This is a genomic window from Vibrio sp. MED222 (genome assembly GCF_000153005.1).
Lineage (GTDB): Bacteria > Pseudomonadota > Gammaproteobacteria > Enterobacterales > Vibrionaceae > Vibrio > Vibrio tasmaniensis_A.
Map to the genome: position 1 here is coordinate 361883 of NZ_CH902606.1, position 16841 is coordinate 378723.

Annotated in this window: 15 protein-coding genes; 7 read left to right on the forward strand and 8 right to left on the reverse strand. The window is 42.9% G+C overall.

The window, feature by feature from the left end:
• Window positions 1–59: 59 nt before the first annotated feature.
• Window positions 60–440, reverse strand: coding sequence for a glycine cleavage system protein GcvH (gcvH, locus tag MED222_RS19835; protein ID WP_009845137.1), 381 nt, complete (start codon window positions 438–440; stop codon window positions 60–62).
• 51 nt (window positions 441–491) lie between these two features.
• Entirely contained in the window at window positions 492–1784 is a 1293-nt protein-coding gene (locus tag MED222_RS21290; protein ID WP_017097964.1) for a serine hydroxymethyltransferase, read from the reverse strand.
• Between the two features lie 440 nt (window positions 1785–2224).
• Between MED222_RS21290 and MED222_RS21295 the strand changes: the two genes are divergently transcribed.
• From MED222_RS21295 to MED222_RS21305, 3 genes are all read left to right on the forward strand, one after another.
• Complete coding sequence (locus tag MED222_RS21295; protein WP_009845147.1) at window positions 2225–2848, forward strand: helix-turn-helix domain-containing protein; 624 nt, start codon at window positions 2225–2227, stop codon at window positions 2846–2848.
• A gap of 470 nt (window positions 2849–3318) precedes the next feature.
• Complete coding sequence (gene gcvT, locus MED222_RS21300) at window positions 3319–4452, forward strand: glycine cleavage system aminomethyltransferase GcvT (protein WP_032555035.1); 1134 nt, start codon at window positions 3319–3321, stop codon at window positions 4450–4452.
• Window positions 4453–4750: 298 nt separating this feature from the next.
• Window positions 4751–5836, forward strand: a complete 1086-nt coding sequence (locus MED222_RS21305) for a S1 family peptidase (protein ID WP_032555036.1) — start codon at window positions 4751–4753, stop codon at window positions 5834–5836.
• An 85-nt stretch (window positions 5837–5921) separates the two neighbouring features.
• Here MED222_RS21305 and MED222_RS19830 read toward each other — a convergent pair whose 3' ends face one another.
• Window positions 5922–6260, reverse strand: coding sequence for a hypothetical protein (locus MED222_RS19830; RefSeq protein WP_009845170.1), 339 nt, complete (start codon window positions 6258–6260; stop codon window positions 5922–5924).
• 198 nt (window positions 6261–6458) lie between these two features.
• On the opposite strand from MED222_RS19830, the gene MED222_RS19825 reads away from it, so the two are divergent.
• Window positions 6459–6776, forward strand: a complete 318-nt coding sequence (locus tag MED222_RS19825) for a helix-turn-helix domain-containing protein (RefSeq protein WP_009845174.1) — start codon at window positions 6459–6461, stop codon at window positions 6774–6776.
• 161 nt (window positions 6777–6937) lie between these two features.
• Here the strand turns inward: MED222_RS19825 and arfB are convergent, their stop codons facing one another.
• Window positions 6938–7348, reverse strand: a complete 411-nt coding sequence (gene arfB / locus MED222_RS19820) for an alternative ribosome rescue aminoacyl-tRNA hydrolase ArfB (RefSeq protein WP_009845176.1) — start codon at window positions 7346–7348, stop codon at window positions 6938–6940.
• An 87-nt stretch (window positions 7349–7435) separates the two neighbouring features.
• Here arfB and MED222_RS19815 point away from each other — a divergent pair, with 87 nt between their 5' ends.
• Window positions 7436–8041: a beta-phosphoglucomutase family hydrolase gene (locus MED222_RS19815; protein ID WP_009845180.1), complete on the forward strand. Its 606-nt coding sequence runs from the start codon at window positions 7436–7438 to the stop codon at window positions 8039–8041.
• 68 nt (window positions 8042–8109) lie between these two features.
• On the opposite strand, the gene MED222_RS21310 is transcribed toward MED222_RS19815, so the two are convergent.
• The 4 genes from MED222_RS21310 to MED222_RS19800 all read right to left on the reverse strand — a co-directional run bounded on the left by MED222_RS21310 (window position 8110) and on the right by MED222_RS19800 (window position 14221).
• Window positions 8110–10014, reverse strand: coding sequence for a sensor domain-containing diguanylate cyclase (locus tag MED222_RS21310; protein WP_032555038.1), 1905 nt, complete (start codon window positions 10012–10014; stop codon window positions 8110–8112).
• A gap of 239 nt (window positions 10015–10253) precedes the next feature.
• Window positions 10254–12002, reverse strand: a complete 1749-nt coding sequence (locus MED222_RS19810) for a formate--tetrahydrofolate ligase (RefSeq protein ID WP_009845188.1) — start codon at window positions 12000–12002, stop codon at window positions 10254–10256.
• Window positions 12003–12296: 294 nt separating this feature from the next.
• A complete protein-coding gene (locus MED222_RS19805) occupies window positions 12297–13601 on the reverse strand; it encodes an inosine/guanosine kinase (protein ID WP_009845192.1) in 1305 nt (434 codons plus the stop codon).
• A gap of 143 nt (window positions 13602–13744) precedes the next feature.
• A complete protein-coding gene (locus MED222_RS19800) occupies window positions 13745–14221 on the reverse strand; it encodes a CreA family protein (protein ID WP_009845193.1) in 477 nt (158 codons plus the stop codon).
• Window positions 14222–14469: 248 nt separating this feature from the next.
• Between MED222_RS19800 and MED222_RS19795 the strand changes: the two genes are divergently transcribed.
• On the forward strand, window positions 14470–14964 hold the full coding sequence (locus MED222_RS19795) for a hypothetical protein (RefSeq protein WP_009845198.1): 495 nt from the start codon (window positions 14470–14472) through the stop codon (window positions 14962–14964).
• Between the two features lie 60 nt (window positions 14965–15024).
• Complete coding sequence (locus tag MED222_RS21315) at window positions 15025–16833, forward strand: HD domain-containing phosphohydrolase (protein ID WP_032555039.1); 1809 nt, start codon at window positions 15025–15027, stop codon at window positions 16831–16833.
• Window positions 16834–16841: the final 8 nt, after the last annotated feature.

The window sequence follows — 16841 nt, forward strand, 5'->3', positions numbered from 1 at the left end:
AGCTAGCCCCTAAAATTAAGCTGCTCCAAAGAGCAGCTTTATCGTAATGAGGTTACCTATTAGTCTTCTTCTACAGAGCTTAGGTATTCTTCCGCATCTTTAAGGTTGTTTAGTTCAGACGCATCAGACATCTTCACTTTAACAATCCAACCACCTTCATAAGGTTCTTCGTTGATTAGCTCTGGGCTATCTTCTAATTCTTCGTTGATTTCTACAATTTCGCCAGAGATTGGTGCGTAGATATCAGAAGCTGCTTTCACTGATTCAACCAGAGAGAAGCTTTCGCCAGCTTCAATTTCGTCTTCAGTGTCTGGCAGGTCAACAAACACAACGTCACCTAGTAGCTCTTGAGCGTGCTCAGAAATACCAATAGTTACAGTACCGTCACCGTTGTCTTTTACCCACTCGTGGCTGTCTGCAAACTTTAGTGTATTGTCCATTGCTTATTCTCCAAAAATTTATGAGGTTTTAATTTAAATCTTAAAATTGGTTTAACGGTAAAGAGGGAAGCGTTTGCAAAGCTCTTTAACTTGCTTGCGAACACGTTGCTCAACTTCAGCATTGCCTTCAGGGCTTTCAACTAAGCCATCAAGTACATCACCGATCCATTCACCGATAAGTTTGAATTCTTCAGTGCCAAAACCACGACTGGTTCCAGCTGGCGTGCCTAAACGGATACCAGAAGTAATCATAGGCTTCTCTGTATCGAATGGTATGCCATTTTTGTTACATGTGATCCCTGCACGCTCTAATGCTTCTTCAGTTACGTTACCTTTCAAGCCTTTAGGGCGAAGGTCAACCAGCATTAGATGTGTGTCTGTACCGCCAGTCACAATGTCACAACCGCGAGTTTGCAACACTTCAGCAAGAACTTTTGCGTTGTCGATCACTGAATCAATATAAGTATTAAATTCTGGGCCAAGTGCTTCGCCAAACGCCACTGCTTTAGCCGCGATAACGTGCATTAGTGGGCCGCCTTGAAGGCCAGGGAACACTGCAGAGTTGATCTTTTTGTTGATGTCTTCGTGGTTCGTCAGAATCATGCCGCCACGTGGGCCACGAAGTGTTTTGTGCGTTGTTGTTGTAACAACGTGTGCGTGTGGTAGAGGGCTAGGGTGAGCACCTGTCGCGATAAGACCCGCGATGTGTGCCATATCGACCATTAGGATAGCGCCAACTTCGTCAGCAATTTCGCGGAACTTAGCGAAATCAATAACGCGTGGGATAGCACTACCACCTGCAATAATCATTTTAGGTTGGCTTTCGACAGCTAAAGCGCGAACTGCTTCGTAATCGATTTCAAGTGTGTCACGGTCTACGCCATATTGAACTGCGTTGAACCACTTACCAGACATTGCAGGACGTGCACCGTGAGTGAGGTGACCACCAGCATCTAAAGACATACCAAGGATTGTGTCGCCAGGTTGAAGTAGGGCAAGTTTTACTGCACCGTTTGCTTGAGCGCCAGAGTGAGGCTGCACGTTTACGTATTCACATTTGAACAGCTGTTTAGCACGTTCAATTGCGATAGCTTCAACGGTATCTACGTGCTCACAACCACCGTAGTAGCGACGGCCTGGGTAGCCTTCTGCGTATTTGTTGGTTAGGCAAGTGCCTTGAGCTTGCATTACTGCTTTAGAAACGATGTTCTCAGAAGCAATAAGTTCGATTTGTTCGTTTTGACGAGTGTTCTCTGCTTGGATTCCAGCAAATACGGCGTCGTCAGTACCTGATAGGTTCGTAGAGAAAAAACTGTCTAAGCTGTGGTTTTGGTAAGCGTTCATTGTCGAGACCTTTCATTAAGCTAATGGTAATTGTTTTTATAGTCCATTAGGTCTTACGTTGATTTCTGCATCGGTATCGTTTGCGCTATATAGGTACAGACATACGTTGATTGCGTATTAAATATACTCTTACAGCGTCTAAGCGATCGTTGTAGGGTCAATGCAGCACGAATTGGTTCCCAAAAAATAGGGTAAAAAACAGCTCTTACAAATGTTAAATCTATCATTTGCGGCAAGCCGAAGTAGCATCTCTTCATCTAACAAGTCGATAACATAGCTCCGTTAAAATCAATTTTCAACAAAAATTTCCAATAGGAAACAGATTTTCTTGTTTTGCTACGGGGAGCACGCTTTATTTCTCTGTGTGCTCTTTAATCAACAAAGCGCTTTATGCAACAATGAAATTAATAGACAGGAAGTAAAAAATTAGTGAGGGACCTATGTCAGAAGACATTTATGATGAGTACCCATCTCTAACGTTGGCGAAGGAAACGTTAGACCAGAATATTGAACCACTTAGGCTTGGCCAGCGCATTAAAGACATCCGCGGTAAGCTTGGGATCACGCTAGAAGAAGCAAGCCAAAGAACAGGCTTGGCGCGTTCTACGCTCAGTAAAATAGAGAATGAACAGATCTCTCCGACCTTTCAAGCGATGCAGAAATTGGCTATGGGGTTGCAGATAGATATGCCGCAACTCTTTGAACCACCAAGAAAAAAAGTCGCTACAGGACGTCGTGATTTAACCAAGGTAGGCCAAGGTAAACCACACCCAACACCCACTTATGAACACGAATTGCTTGCCACAGAGCTCTCTAATAAGAAGATGATGCCGTTTAAGAGTCGAGTGAGAGCTCGTACTTTTGAAGAGTATAACGATTGGGTGCGTCACGATGGTGAAGAGTTCTTAATGATCATCACGGGTGATGTGATGTTCTACTCAGAATTCTACGAACCCGTACCAATGAGTGAAGGTGATAGCATGTATTACGATGCGAATATGGGTCATATGCTGATTTCAACTAGTGCTGAAGATGCACTCATTCTGTGGGTCACTGCAAAATAACTGTAGGTCACTGCAAAATAAGCTAACAAACTTTGAATTTCTTATAGTGAATGCAAACGTTTGCTTTTGTTTTGAACGTTAGCTAATAGACGCGATATTGATGCGAAAATCATCAATATCGCGTTTTTGTATGTATCGAAAAATTGTTTTTAAATTGTTAAATGTCACATTTTGAACTGTTTGACTATTGTTAAGGGTGTAAAACTGACGCAGGCTTGTTTATTATAGTGAACATGGTTTACTCATGTTGATTGAAGTTTACTGAAGTGAATTCTTAGAAAGTGAGTTGTATGGGTTCTGTACAGTTATTCATAATTTATAGAGCCAACGATATAAGCCTATATAAAGGACATCACTTTTTACTATCTACTGTTTCTAACGTTAACCAGTATCGTTAGAGGCGACTCTAAATAGAGATATAAGCGGCAGACTCGATTTTGGACAGCCTGCAACGCTTCATGGAGAATAAAATGACTCAAGAACACGCTAATCAAGACCTACTAACAACACCACTGCATGCACTTCACGTTGAAGAGGGTGCAAAGATGGTTCCTTTCGCTGGCTACGATATGCCAGTCCAGTACCCACTTGGTGTAAAGAAAGAGCATTTACATACTCGTGATGCTGTTGGTCTTTTTGATGTTTCTCACATGGGGCAACTTCGTCTACATGGTGCAAACGCAGCTGCTGTCTTAGAATCTTTGGTTCCTGTAGATATTATTGACCTTCCTTCTGGTAAGCAGCGCTATGCGTTCTTTACTAACGAGCAGGGCGGCATTATGGATGACCTGATGGTTGCTAATTTAGGCGACCACCTATTCGTTGTTGTGAATGCAGCTTGTAAGACACAAGATATCGACCATCTAACGGCGCACCTTCCAGCTGACGTCGAAATGGAAGTGATTGATGACCGCGCTCTATTAGCCCTTCAAGGCCCTAAAGCGTCTGAAGTTCTTGCTCGTTTCCAACCTAGCGTTGCAGACATGTTGTTCATGGACGTTCAAAAAGTCGATATCGATGGCGTTGAATGCATCGTGAGCCGCAGTGGTTACACGGGGGAAGATGGCTACGAGATCTCTGTTCCTAACGATCACGCTGAAGCATTGGCACGCAAGCTAACTTCAGAAGCGGAAGTTGAGTGGATTGGCCTTGGTGCTCGTGACTCACTTCGTCTTGAGTGTGGTCTATGTCTATATGGTCATGATCTAGACACAACGACAACGCCAGTAGAAGCTAGCCTTCTATGGGGTATTCAAAAAGTACGTCGTACAGACGGTGAACGTGCAGGCGGCTTCCCTGGCGCTGATATCATTCTTGAGCAAATCGCAACGAAAGATGTTCAACGTAAGCGTGTTGGTCTTGTTGGTCAAACTAAAGCGCCAGTACGTGAAGGTGCTGAATTGTTCGATGCTGAAGACAACAAGATTGGCGTTGTAACAAGCGGTACTGCTGGCCCTAACGCAGGCAAGCCTGTTTCTATGGCTTATGTTCGTACTGACTTAGCGGTAATTGGCACTGAAGTATTCGCTGAAGTTCGTGGTAAGAAATTACCTATGACAGTAGAAAAAATGCCATTCGTACCTCAACGTTACTACCGTGGCTAATCTATTTTAAGAGAAACTATTGAGCTAAACAAAGCCTACTGTTTGCTTCTCTGTGTAGAGAAGTTCAACGGTAGGCTTTTTGGTTTTAAGCCCATCTCCCTTTTTATGAACGTATCTATTTTTAAGAGCGTTTAACTTTCTATATAGCTACAAGCCCAGATACCTGAAAGTTCGTTTTTTTAAAACGAGACAAATGGCTATATCATTAAAATTGCTTACTATAATATTAGTCGTAACGTGTTATGGTGACGATTCATCATTTTTGTAAATAAGTAGTAAGGGTTACAAGGAGTTATCTATGAATGTTAACGATACAATGAGTCCGGTTCGTAAAGCCGTTTTAGGGCTGTTAGCTCCATTGATTTACACATCAAGTGTTATGGCGACGGAAAACTCGGTCGAAAGTGCTCCTAATGTCGGTGTTTCACCTTATATCGTTAACGGTAGCAACGCTTCAGTCACCAATTTCCCATCAATGGCGAGCTTGTTTATCGATCGTATTGATTACGATGGGGTTTACTCAACTGGCTCATATTGTGGTGCGACGATTCTTGACCCAAGCCATGTTTTGACTGCTGCGCACTGTATTTATGGTGATGAGGAAGGACAGTTGTTTACTGTCGTTGTTCCTCAGATAGAAGATACCTCTCAATTCCCTAAGGGTAATATCCAGAAAGCGCGCGTTTCTGAGGTTTATTACCCTAGTGATTACTCGGATGAAATCAGCGACTTTTTACGCAATGATGTTGCTATTCTCAAGCTAGAAAGTGCACTCAATGTTGATTCGATCAACGATGTTGTGAAGCGTCCATCAAATGAAACTTATCGTAATGCGGCGAGTGATTTTGTGGCCGTTGGTCATGGTAATACACGTACAGGCTTTGACGGAACCACCTTATTACAGAAAGTAACTCTGGCTTACGTAGATAACACAACCTGCAAGAACGCATTTGCAGACAAGGACAACCCAAATCCTCCTCTAACTGGTAAACAAATTTGTTTCACTGGTGATTTCAACATTTTCACTAGTTTATATGGAAGTACCTGCCAAGGTGATTCTGGTGGTCCTGTTTACTGGAAAGATGGTTCAGATTATCGACAAGTCGGTATTACTAGCTTTGGTCCTGCAACCTGTGGCGGTAATTCTGTTGTAACGTCCGTATTTACTGAAATATACGATTATAAAGATTGGCTCGATAGCGTGATCGCGGGTACAGAAACCGCTAAGTTTGTTTCAACTCACGCTAAGAGGTCGGCATACTCCGGCTTGAAGAAGAAGCCCGTTACAAGCTCTGGTAGCAGTGGTGGGAGCGTATCATTTAGCTTGCTAGGTATGTTGATGTTGTTTGCTGGCTTTAGAACGTTTAATCGTTTTAGAAAGTAGCATTACGTTAAACACCCTGTTTTTGATTAAGTCGACGCTTTAACAAGCGACAGCGTCGACTTAGTTACTTCTCAATTCTATCAGTTCAAACTTGTCGATAAGCCTGCTTATTGATTTTCGCCTTCCTGCTATACCTTTCGACAATTTCATCCATTTGCTTTATTGCATCGTTGATATTTTGAATACCACCTTGTACAACACCTTTCTCGCTTTGGTTCAATGCAGAAAAAGCCTGTTTTAATTCTTTATCTTCCAGCATATTTCCGTGTAACAGTACTTCTTTGTAAGTCAGTAATCTCTGCTGTACCGCAACAATTTCATTACGGGTATCTTCTGATTCTAAAGCCTGTTGTATGCAAGGAAATGCCAATTTATAGAGATTCGCAATTTCCAATTTCACGCTATCATTATTCGCAATTTGCAATTTTTCTTATTTCCTAGCTCTGATAATTCAAACTTATCTACCCGCGAGTTAACGTCGTTGTAAGTGTGAAAGTCCATGAAACGTAACGTTTTTATCGGCCGAATAATATGCCTTTAATCGCTTATGTAAACTGTTCTAAGTCAATATGGTCTGCTTCTTGCTGAAATTAGGTCATAACTGTCTATTCTGGAGGTGCTTATGTCACAAGAACCTATAGTCATTGCGCTGATTGAGCGTAGGAAGCTAGGCAATTGGTCTCAAGAAAAATTAGCGGCTAGCGCAGGAATGAGCTTGAAAACCTATCAACGAATTGAGCGCGGAGAGGCTGATATCAAAATGTCTCAGTATCGTTCGATCACGAGAACTTTGAAAGTGACGGACTTGGATGTCGTACTCGACGTTGTAGGAGCGTCTGAAGCAGCAGCGGAAGATGTAGCTGCTGCTAGTCGTTTGTTAACCAGTGAAGAGCGAATGCTGTTGATTAAACTGATTTTGTCGGTCAAAAAACAGAAGTAGCGTTTTGTTCTAATAGATACTTTCTAATCAATAGTATTGCGAATATGTAGCCTCAAAGAACCAGTCTTCGAATAAATAATGTCAGGTATCGTCTTTTGTCCAGCTAGTTAGAGCTAAAATGATTGTTTCATGGTGAGGTGCTCACTACGGACATGAAACAATTAGTCTACTCTTCCGCGAAGTTGTTTGGTGGTGCTTCTTTGCTTTTTACTTTCTAAACGTCTTTTTTGAGAGCCGCGTGTTGGCTTGGTTGCTCGTCTCACTTTTTGAACTTTTGTTGCTTCTAAGATCAGCTCTTTCAAACGTACCAAAGCATCGTCTCGGTTTTGCTCCTGAGTTCTGTACTGTTGAGCTTTAATGATAATCACACCATCTTTAGTGATACGACCATCTTTATGTGAAAGGAGTTTTTCTTTATAGAAATCGGGTAGGGTTGAGTGCTTGATGTCAAAACGTAAATGTATCGCACTCGATACTTTATTGACGTTTTGACCTCCGGCTCCTTGAGCTCTGATCGCGGTTAGCTGGAGTTCCCAGTCTTGAATTGAAACAGAGTTAGATATTTGTAACATAAACATCCATTTTGAACAGTAATATGGGGTCATGATACTGAATATTGGGTATGGTATCAGTAACTTTCTTAAAGAGTGATAGTAGTGATGAAAATTGATTTAACGGCATATGAAGGATTAATCTTTGATATGGACGGTACGTTGATCGATACAATGCCAGCACATGTAAAAGCATGGCAGCAAACGGCGGAAGAGTTCGGCTTTTATTTCGAAGCGTCTTGGCTGCATAGCTTAGGTGGAATGCCGAGTTATAAGATCGCGGGTGAGGTAAATAGTAAGTACGGTTTATCGCTCGACCCACAAGCGGTTTCTACGTTTAAAATGGCTTCGTTTGCAGCTATTGAAGACAAAGGAGATATTATCCCTTGTACGTATTCTCTTTTGATAGACCATCTCGGTGACAAGAAGATAGCTGTTGGAACGGGCAGTCAACGCAAGAGCGCAGAACAACTGTTAGATAAAACGGATATCTTGAGTAAGTTGGATATCTTAGTGACAGCGACAGATGTGAAGAATCATAAACCAAACCCTGATACTTTCTTAGCTGCTTGTTTTGGTATGGGTTTACAGCCAAAGCAGTGTGTTGTGTTTGAAGATACTCACCTTGGTAAGCAGGCAGCCCATGCTGCGAATATGGATTGCATTCTGGTAGTCGAAGGGAATACGCTTGAGTTCTACCCCGCACCGAGTTGATTGTTGAGTGAACGACTCTAGAGTGAAATGAACAAGTTAGCGGGGCGGTGGTGCGATGCAGGCTCCCACTATGCAATTTCGCTCATTTCGCTATCAAGGAACAAACATACATTGTTTCTACCTACTGCTTTTGCTTCGTAAAGAGCTAAATCGGCGCACTTATAATTGAGTGCAGGTTCACTTGTTAGGTTGGTTATTCCGCCACTTATTGTAACGACGTTGTCGAACTCGATACTGACCGCGATTCTCAGCCTATTAAGCACATAGTCGGCTTCTTGTGGTGTCGTGTGAGGCAAGATAACCCCAAACTCTTCTCCCCCAATACGAGCCACGAAGTCGGTATCTCGGCATTCACGTTGCAGTACCTGTGCTACGATTTGAATCGCTTTATCGCCATAATCATGTCCAAACCTATCGTTAATGCGTTTGAAATGGTCAATATCCAATATGGCTAAGCAAGACTGCTCGCGAGTAGGGTAACGACTAACGCGAGAACACTCGTCACGAAGCTCCAGGTCGAACTTTCGTCTATTCCAACAGCCAGATAGTGCATCTTTTTCGCTAAGGTTTCTCAATTTATTCTCGAGCTCTTTGCGTTTGCTGATATCAACAAATGATGCAACATAAAATTGAATCACATCTTTTGAGTCTTTGATGGTTTGTATTCGAAGAATTTCCGTGATGAAGGTGCCATCCTTTCGTCGGTTCACCACTTCGCCTTCCCACATCCCTGTCTCTTTAATGACGCTCCACATTTTAATGTAGAACTCTTCATTATAGCGGCCAGCGTTAAACAATGAAGGCTGTTTACCTTTTACATCTTCTAACTCGTAGCCACTGACACGGGTGAACTCTTGGTTTACTTTTATGATTCGGTTATTTTTGTCTGTGATTAATAGGGCAGACATACCGTTCATTGCTGCTTTGGCGAGTTGGCTTTCGATACTGTTCTTCTTATGATTTCTGTTCCACAGTACGAAACCTGCAGAAATCATTGAAATCAATATCGAGAGTATGATTATCTGAACGACTATGGCGTGATTTTCTTGTTGAAACTGAGTGTTAAATTGATGTTCTTCAATATGAAGAACCATATAGATGGGTCCTTCAAACTGCTTAATCTTAGGGCTGATGTCAGAGTGAAAATACCAGTTTTTACCATCAAAATAGCTGGATGAGGTGCCGCTTTGAATATTCTGCCACAGGCCTGGGGAGAGTTTTGCATACGTCTTGTCTGAACGTGATTCAATCACATGCCCAAATGAATCCTCAGGGTCGGGCCCCATGATGACATGACCAGTATTATTAAGGATGACCGGAACTGTCGCTGATGTACCTATCTGGTAATGTAAGCGATCATAGATCTCGCGCATATTTAGGTTAGCAATGAAATAGCCAATAATGTGCTCCCCTACAGTGACAGGCGTCATAATGCGAAGTGTCGGCGAAAAGGGGCGAACTAACTCTCCATTTTCAACTTCTAGATCAATGCCTGTAGCTTTAACTTCTCCAATCTCTAATTCTTGTAGCTTTTTGTAGTAATCACGAGAGGATTTGTTTTGTAACTCGTGGTCTGGAGTGACAGTTGCGTGGCCATCTTTATAGTTGACGCGGAATACTTCATTAGCGTCTAGATCTAGGAAACGCAGTTGAGAGTAGTATTGTTGCCCGTGTGCCAATACAACCCACAGATCCTGCAGTGCTTGTTTGTTAGTAACTGAAGGCTCGGAAATGGAACGAAGTAGGGTCTGTGAGTCGGCAATAGAGGGAACCGCGTTTGATATTTGCTCAACAATAATAGCGAGTTGATGGAAGCTGTATTCGATTTGGTTTTGATTAGATTGTTTGATGTTTAGCGCATACTGGGCTTCAACCCGTTCAAATTCAGAGTTTATATAGAGAGCAGGGACTAATCCTAGGACAAACAGGGTACATAGAAATTGGCTGATTAGTTTTTTTATACTCGTATTCATCACTGTCCTCGAAAATCAGCGCAATACTATATATTTTGTAGGTCTATTAATGTGATCTTGACCCAAAACTTATAATCAGATGTGCATATTATTTTGGTTTCAATGAAATTTATTGCATTTGGGGTGTTAATTGAGCAATTAGGTATCAGGAAGGAGACCTGTCCGTAAATATTATGGGGAGCATAGTACGGACAGGCTATTTTAGATAAAGCTAATTTTTAGCCTATGTCTTGTCGTAATTAACTTAAGCCAACGATGTTTCCTTTGCTATCAATGTCCAACGACATAAAAGCCGGCTTATCAGGTAGGCCTGGCATGGTCATTACATTGCCGCACAGCGCGTAAATAAAGCCAGCACCAGCACACAGTTTTAGCTCCCTAACGGGTACGTCAAACTGAGATGGTGCACCTTTTACGTGTGCTTCTGTCGAGATCGATAATGGTGTTTTTGCTAAACAAACCGATAGGTCGTTGTAGCCATGCAGTTTGAATTCGGCCAGTTGTTTTTTAGCCAGTGGAGATAGCGAGATACTTGCTGCGCCATAGCCAACTTCAGCGACGGCCATCAGTTTTTCTTCTAGGCTTTGCTTTGAGTGATACAAAGGCTTAAATTCACTCTGTTTTTGGCAAGCTTTTACTACGGCGTGAGCCAATTTAGTCGCCCCTTCGCCACCCTGACCAAATGCTTCGCTTACTTCAACACTAACGCTTGGGTCGAAGTCGGTGATCATCTGTTTCAAAGCATCGAGCTCTTGAGGTGAGTCTTGTGGAAATCGATTGATCGCAACAACTGTAGGCACTTGGTATTGCTTAACGTTGTTGATGTGCCATTTAAGGTTCTCAAACCCTGCAATGAGCGCGTCTTGGTCATCATTAAAGATTGAATCTGGTAGCGGAGTTCCCGGTCTCAAATCGTATAAACCTGAGTTGGCTTTTAGACCTCGTAATGTTGCGACAATAACAGCACAATCTGGCTTTTTGTTCGATGCTTTCACTTTGATGTTGCACGCTTTCTCAAAGCCCATATCTGAGCCGAAACCGCCTTCAGTCACAACAAAATCACTCAGCTTTAACGCAATCTTATCGGCAATAATAGAAGAGTTACCGTGTGCGATGTTAGCGAAAGGCCCTGCGTGAATTAGGGTAGGAATCCCTTCAAGGGTTTGCATCAATGTTGGCTCTATGGAGTCTTTCATTGTGACGGTCATAGCACCTGCTACGTTGAAGTCATCTGCGGTTAATGGCAAGCCTTGGTTGTTGTATGCGAGTACCACTCGCCCGATGCGCTTTCTTAAATCTTGAAGGTCATCAGTTAGAGCAAGAATAGCCATCAGCTCTGAAGCGGCTGAGATGTCAAAGCCATCCTCGCGCTCAAAGCCATTAATTGTTTTGCCTGCTTCGTTCTTGCCAACCGTGATCATACGCAGTGCGCGGTCATTGTGGTCAAGTACACGTCGCCACACGATTCTGCGTGGGTCGATATCCAGAGCTTTTAAGCCTGAGCGAGCCTCAAAGGCTTCTAACCCTTCACGTTGCTCATGATACAAACGAGCGTCAATAGCGGCAGAGGCGAGGTTATGAGCGACTGTTACGGCATGAATGTCGCCAGTCAGATGAAGGTTCAATTGCTCCATTGGGGCAACTTGAGAATAGCCACCGCCAGCTGCACCACCTTTTACACCAAATACCGGGCCCATTGAAGGTTGGCGAATGCAGGCCATAGCGGATTGGTTAATCTTTGCTAGGCCTTGCGCTAATCCGATAGTGGTGACGGTTTTACCCTCACCAAGAGGCGTCGGTGTGATGGCCGTAACCACGACTAATTTACCATCTTGTTGGCTAGCGAGGCGTTCAAGTGATGTGAGAGACACTTTAGATTTGTATTGCCCTAATGGCTGATGTTCGTTGTGGTGCAGGCCAGCTTGCTTGGCAACCTCACTGATGTTTTTAAGGGGAGCAGAGCGACAAATATCAATATCAGACAGCATATTTGATCCTTATATCAGAACCGAAAGGTGGTACGTAAACGTTTGCGTGGCGATAGTACTGTATAAATTTGCCAAGTAAAGGCAAACCACATCAATTATGTGCTGGAAGATAACAGATCTAAAGAGTCATTGCGCGAGATCAAATCTTAAACGAGCAAAATATTCGATCTGATTACCTTCAGTTGCGGCTATATTGGTGTTGAATACAAAAAGGGCTGCATATAGCAGCCCTTCAAGGAATGGGTAATCTAACTTGGTGTTAACCTCTAAGAGTTAACTACCTAATAGGGTCGATTAACGATCCCAGTATGTTTCTTCTAAGCTATCTTCGCGTTCAGGTAGTGCACGAGAAAGGCGGGGAGAGTGCTGAGTCAACACTTCATAGCTTACACGGTTTGCGTACTTACAAATTTGAGACAGAGAAGAATACGTTAGACACGAGTGCTCGTGCTTTTCTGAGTTTGGAACATTTACGTGGTGGTAGCTGTTTGCTGCCATGTCGTGTAAAAGTGCAGAAAGTGCACCATCACCAGCACCATTGGTGTTTTTAATCTCACGCGGGCCACCAAGATAAGGGCCAATGTGAGAGTATACTTTTACCGGATCTTGACAGTCTTGCTTACGCATAGCACGGCTGAACTCGAATTTATTGAACTCAGGGATGTTACCCGGTAACAATGGCAGAGTGGTTTCGCGTTTCGCAGGCTCGTCAGTGTAGCCAGCCATGTATAAACCGATAGGGCCTGCAGTACAGAGAACTAGGTCAACCCACTCAAGTGCTTTGTTAGCAGCTAGAAGCGGATCTTTTTCACCCGTTAACGCTTCACCTTCGTCTTCGTTCATCGCGACGATGGTTACGTTTTCTTTCAGATATTCTTGCCACCATTCCGCATTACCTTCGATCACGTACTTTGTACCAAGTGTTAGTACAACTGGCACATTGTGCGCTTTCGCGTATTCAATCGCTTTTTGTACCGCTTTTGGCATCGGATCTTCAGGTTTGCCGCGCATTAGGTATGACGACACAACCAATGCTGATGCTTTCTCGAATACTTTTTCAGGAACGCTTTCAGGAAGCAGTTGGTTCATGTGGCCTTCGTTGATTGCAAACGTACGTTCACCATCTTCAGAAATAAGCGTGTAGCAACGACCAATAGGACCATCAACCGTTTGAAGGTGATTTAGATTCATACGAGAAGAAGTGCGGCAAAGGTAACGATAACCAAATGAGCCAACTTCAATCTTCTTAGACATAACGCCGAGCAAGACAGATTTACTGTCTGCAAGTACGGAATAGTTGTGCAGTGTGTTGCCGATAGTATCGCCAGGGTATTGATGCGTGATCAAACCGCGCTCAACTAACTCTTCGTACAGCGCATCTGCTTTACTCTCTTCTAATACCAGTGAGTGACCTTTACTCAGCTCATATTTTTCAAGGAACGCGTTATCAACACGGGCTTCGATATCAACAATCGTTTGACCAACACCGACAATTGTTGCGCGGTGAAGCTTAGGCGTTTGTTGCATTTGGTTGACCAACGGATCACGTGCGTGAGTTGGAAAGTAGTGTTTAGATTTACGCTGTCCAGGAAACTTCATATGAAAAATACAGTGAAAAAATTTTGCCGCATGATATCACATTTTGTTTCTGATTCTTTCATTTTTATTACATTTAGAATCACCTGTACGATGTCTGTACAGGTGACTCGTTTTACTTTTCGCTTGAGGGCATTTACGTGAGCCTATTCCGCAGGGACGAGTGTTGCTGGATCAACGTAAGCCTCAGTACCCCATAGGGGAACGGTTGAAAGGCTATGCTTGAAACTGCCTTCTGTTTCTTTGGTGGTGTATGATAAGTAAAGCAGTGATTGATTCTCTGCATCGTAGATACGACGAACCTTCATTGTTTTAAAGAAGATACTTTTTGATTGTTTGAATACCACTTCACCAGATTTGCTTTTGTCTATTTTAGCAATCATTTCTGATGTAATTTCACCGGTTTGACGACAAGAGATAGAGCTATCGCTTGGATCGGAAAGGCTAAGGTTTGCTTCGATTGAAGCGATATGACAAGTCACACCTGCGATTTTATCATCATCTAAAGAAGACATTTTGATATCCTTCATTGTGAAGAATCCAAGAGAGACGTCGCCAACCTCGTTGTCCGAACAGCCAGCCAACATTGTGATGATACCCGCTGCTATTAAGGCTTTTTTCATAAGAAGTCCTTTTTATTTATAGAGTTCTGTTTACTATAAGGATATTGAAAGCTTGAATACGAGTGTAGAGCTTTTCGTTAAGTTCTTAAAGGATGTTGTTGGATAATGGAAAATATGAAGCATTTAAAGTACTTGTTGGCCTTGGTCATGCTCTGTATGCTCTGTGCTTGTAGCTCGGCACCTCAGTCGAATATATGTCTTCCAAATAGCTGTGACATTTGGGGATACTAACCGTAGGTACTAAAAGAATGAATAACGAAATACCTGAAATTGTACAGAAGAAAAACCAATGGCTGTTTAGTCAACTCGATATTGCCTACCCCGCAAAAGAGAGCCTGCTAGGCCGAGAACTTTATCAAAGCAAACTCCCGTCCAAGACATACCAACTCCTCACCCAAGATCAAACACCTTCCCAAATTGATGAACTGCATAAAGTCGACTTCCATAAACTGACCGTACTTTTTTCACTTAACCAAGCCAGCGCTTACCAAGATGAAACCGAAAGGGCGCACATGTTAGAGTTTTTGAGTCAGATTATGTTATCTGACGAACATGTCTTATACATAGGGACTCAAAATGGTGATGTAGCAGCGAGCGCTATCGTTACAGAAGCGGAGGATTCTCTGCTAATCTCAGATGTTGTGGTTGGAGGTGGTCAAAGTATCAACGCTTTTGCTAAGCAGATCCTTGATTTTTGGGCACAAGATCATGCTTCTCGCGATAAAGTGTGGGTCGAGAACTAAAGGTTCTTTGAGAAAGCGTTAATCTAAGTAAAATACCCCGTCTTATTTAAAGGGTATTGTATGTACAAGCTATTGTTCTCAATCGCTGTATTGTGTGTTAGCGCTTATTCTTCACTCAGTTTTGCTAATGACTGGGATATCAAACGCATCCTAGTTTTACACTCATACGAACCTTCTTATCAGTGGACCGCTGACTTCCAAAAAGGGATAGACAGTGCGTTCAGCCAATCTCAAGCCGAAGTTAAACTCTCAATCGAGTATTTGGATTCAAAGCGCGTCCATAGCCCTGAGTACTACGATTCTATCGCGAACTACTTACGTACCAAATATGCAGATTATAAGTTTGATGGTGTAATCGCGACTGACGACAACGCGGCTAACTTCCTTGAATCTCTGCCTAGTTTGAACGATCGCTCCACACCTGTCGTTGCTGCCGGTATTAACGATTTCAGTACCGACATGTATTCGGTGTCTGATAGAGCAACCGTGCTTTATGAGAACGATCAGATAGACGTCAATATTGATCTAATTTCGAAGTTAAGACCTAACCTAAAAATACTGTATTTCATCAATGATTACAGTGTCACTTCTGAGTTGATTCGCAAAGAGATGAATCGCGTGATGACTGAGTTCCCTAATATCACATTGGTTGAAATACGCGATCTATCGTTAGTGCGTACCCGTCAGTTTTTGGAAGGTATCTCCGCTGATGACGCGGTTTTGCTCAGTCATTACAATACCGAATTGAATCGAGGCGTGTATCATACTTATCAAGAGGTTTCGGATACTTTGTCTAAAGCAAGTGCTGCTCCAGTGTTTGCTTTGTGGCAGTTCTATATTTCGGGAGATGTACTTGGTGGCTATGTGAATCACTCTCAAAGCATGGGGGAAGAGACGGTTAAGGCGCTCGATAAGTACCTACCTCTTGGTTTCAGCGAACCTTTAACGCCAGGTGATAACAAACGTTTTGTTTTCAATTATCCAGCGATGAAAAAGTTCGGTATCCGTGAGAGTGCGCTACCTGATGAGGCTGTATTCATTAATGAGCCTTCATCCTTTATTCGTAAAAACTTTCAGTTGCTATTGGGTTTGTCGATGGTCATTGCAGGTTTGAGCCTGATTATTTTGATGCAATTTGTCACTCTACGCCAAAAGAAAGAACTGGCTAAAAAGAGCAAACGAATCTTAAAACTTCAGAAGCAAACACTGAATATTCAAAAAGATATGATTCATGTTCTCGGAGAGGCGATTGAAACTCGCTCTGGCGAAACCGGAAATCACGTTAAGCGTGTCGCCAAGTTGTCTGCGTTGCTTGCTAAGTATCGTGGCTTGAGCCATCGCGAGGTCGAGATGATAGAGATCATTAGTCCGATGCATGATGTGGGTAAAATTTCAGTCCCAGAATCAATCTTGGATAAACCAGGTAAATTGACCGAGCAAGAGTGGGAAGTGATGAAGCTTCACACAACGGCAGGCTATAACTTATTGAAGAGTGGAGCCGGTGATATTACCAATCTGGCTGCTATCATTGCCAACGAGCATCATGAACGTTGGGATGGGGCTGGATATCCTAATGGCAAAGTGGGTGACGAAATTCACTTGTTTGCCCGTATTACGGCCGTCGCGGATGTGTTTGATGCACTACTCAGTGCCCGTTGTTACAAAGAGCCGTGGCCATTAGAGATGGTTATCGATTTGTTCGAGAGAGAATGCGGCTGTCAGTTCGACCCTGAGCTTACTCAGTTACTACTGAGCCACTTACCCGAGTTTGTTGCTATTCGTGATTCGTATCCAGATACCATCACCGCGGAATGTCGCATTGAATTAACGGATAAACCTATTGTTATTGAAGAATTGGCCGTGAATTAACGGTTTAT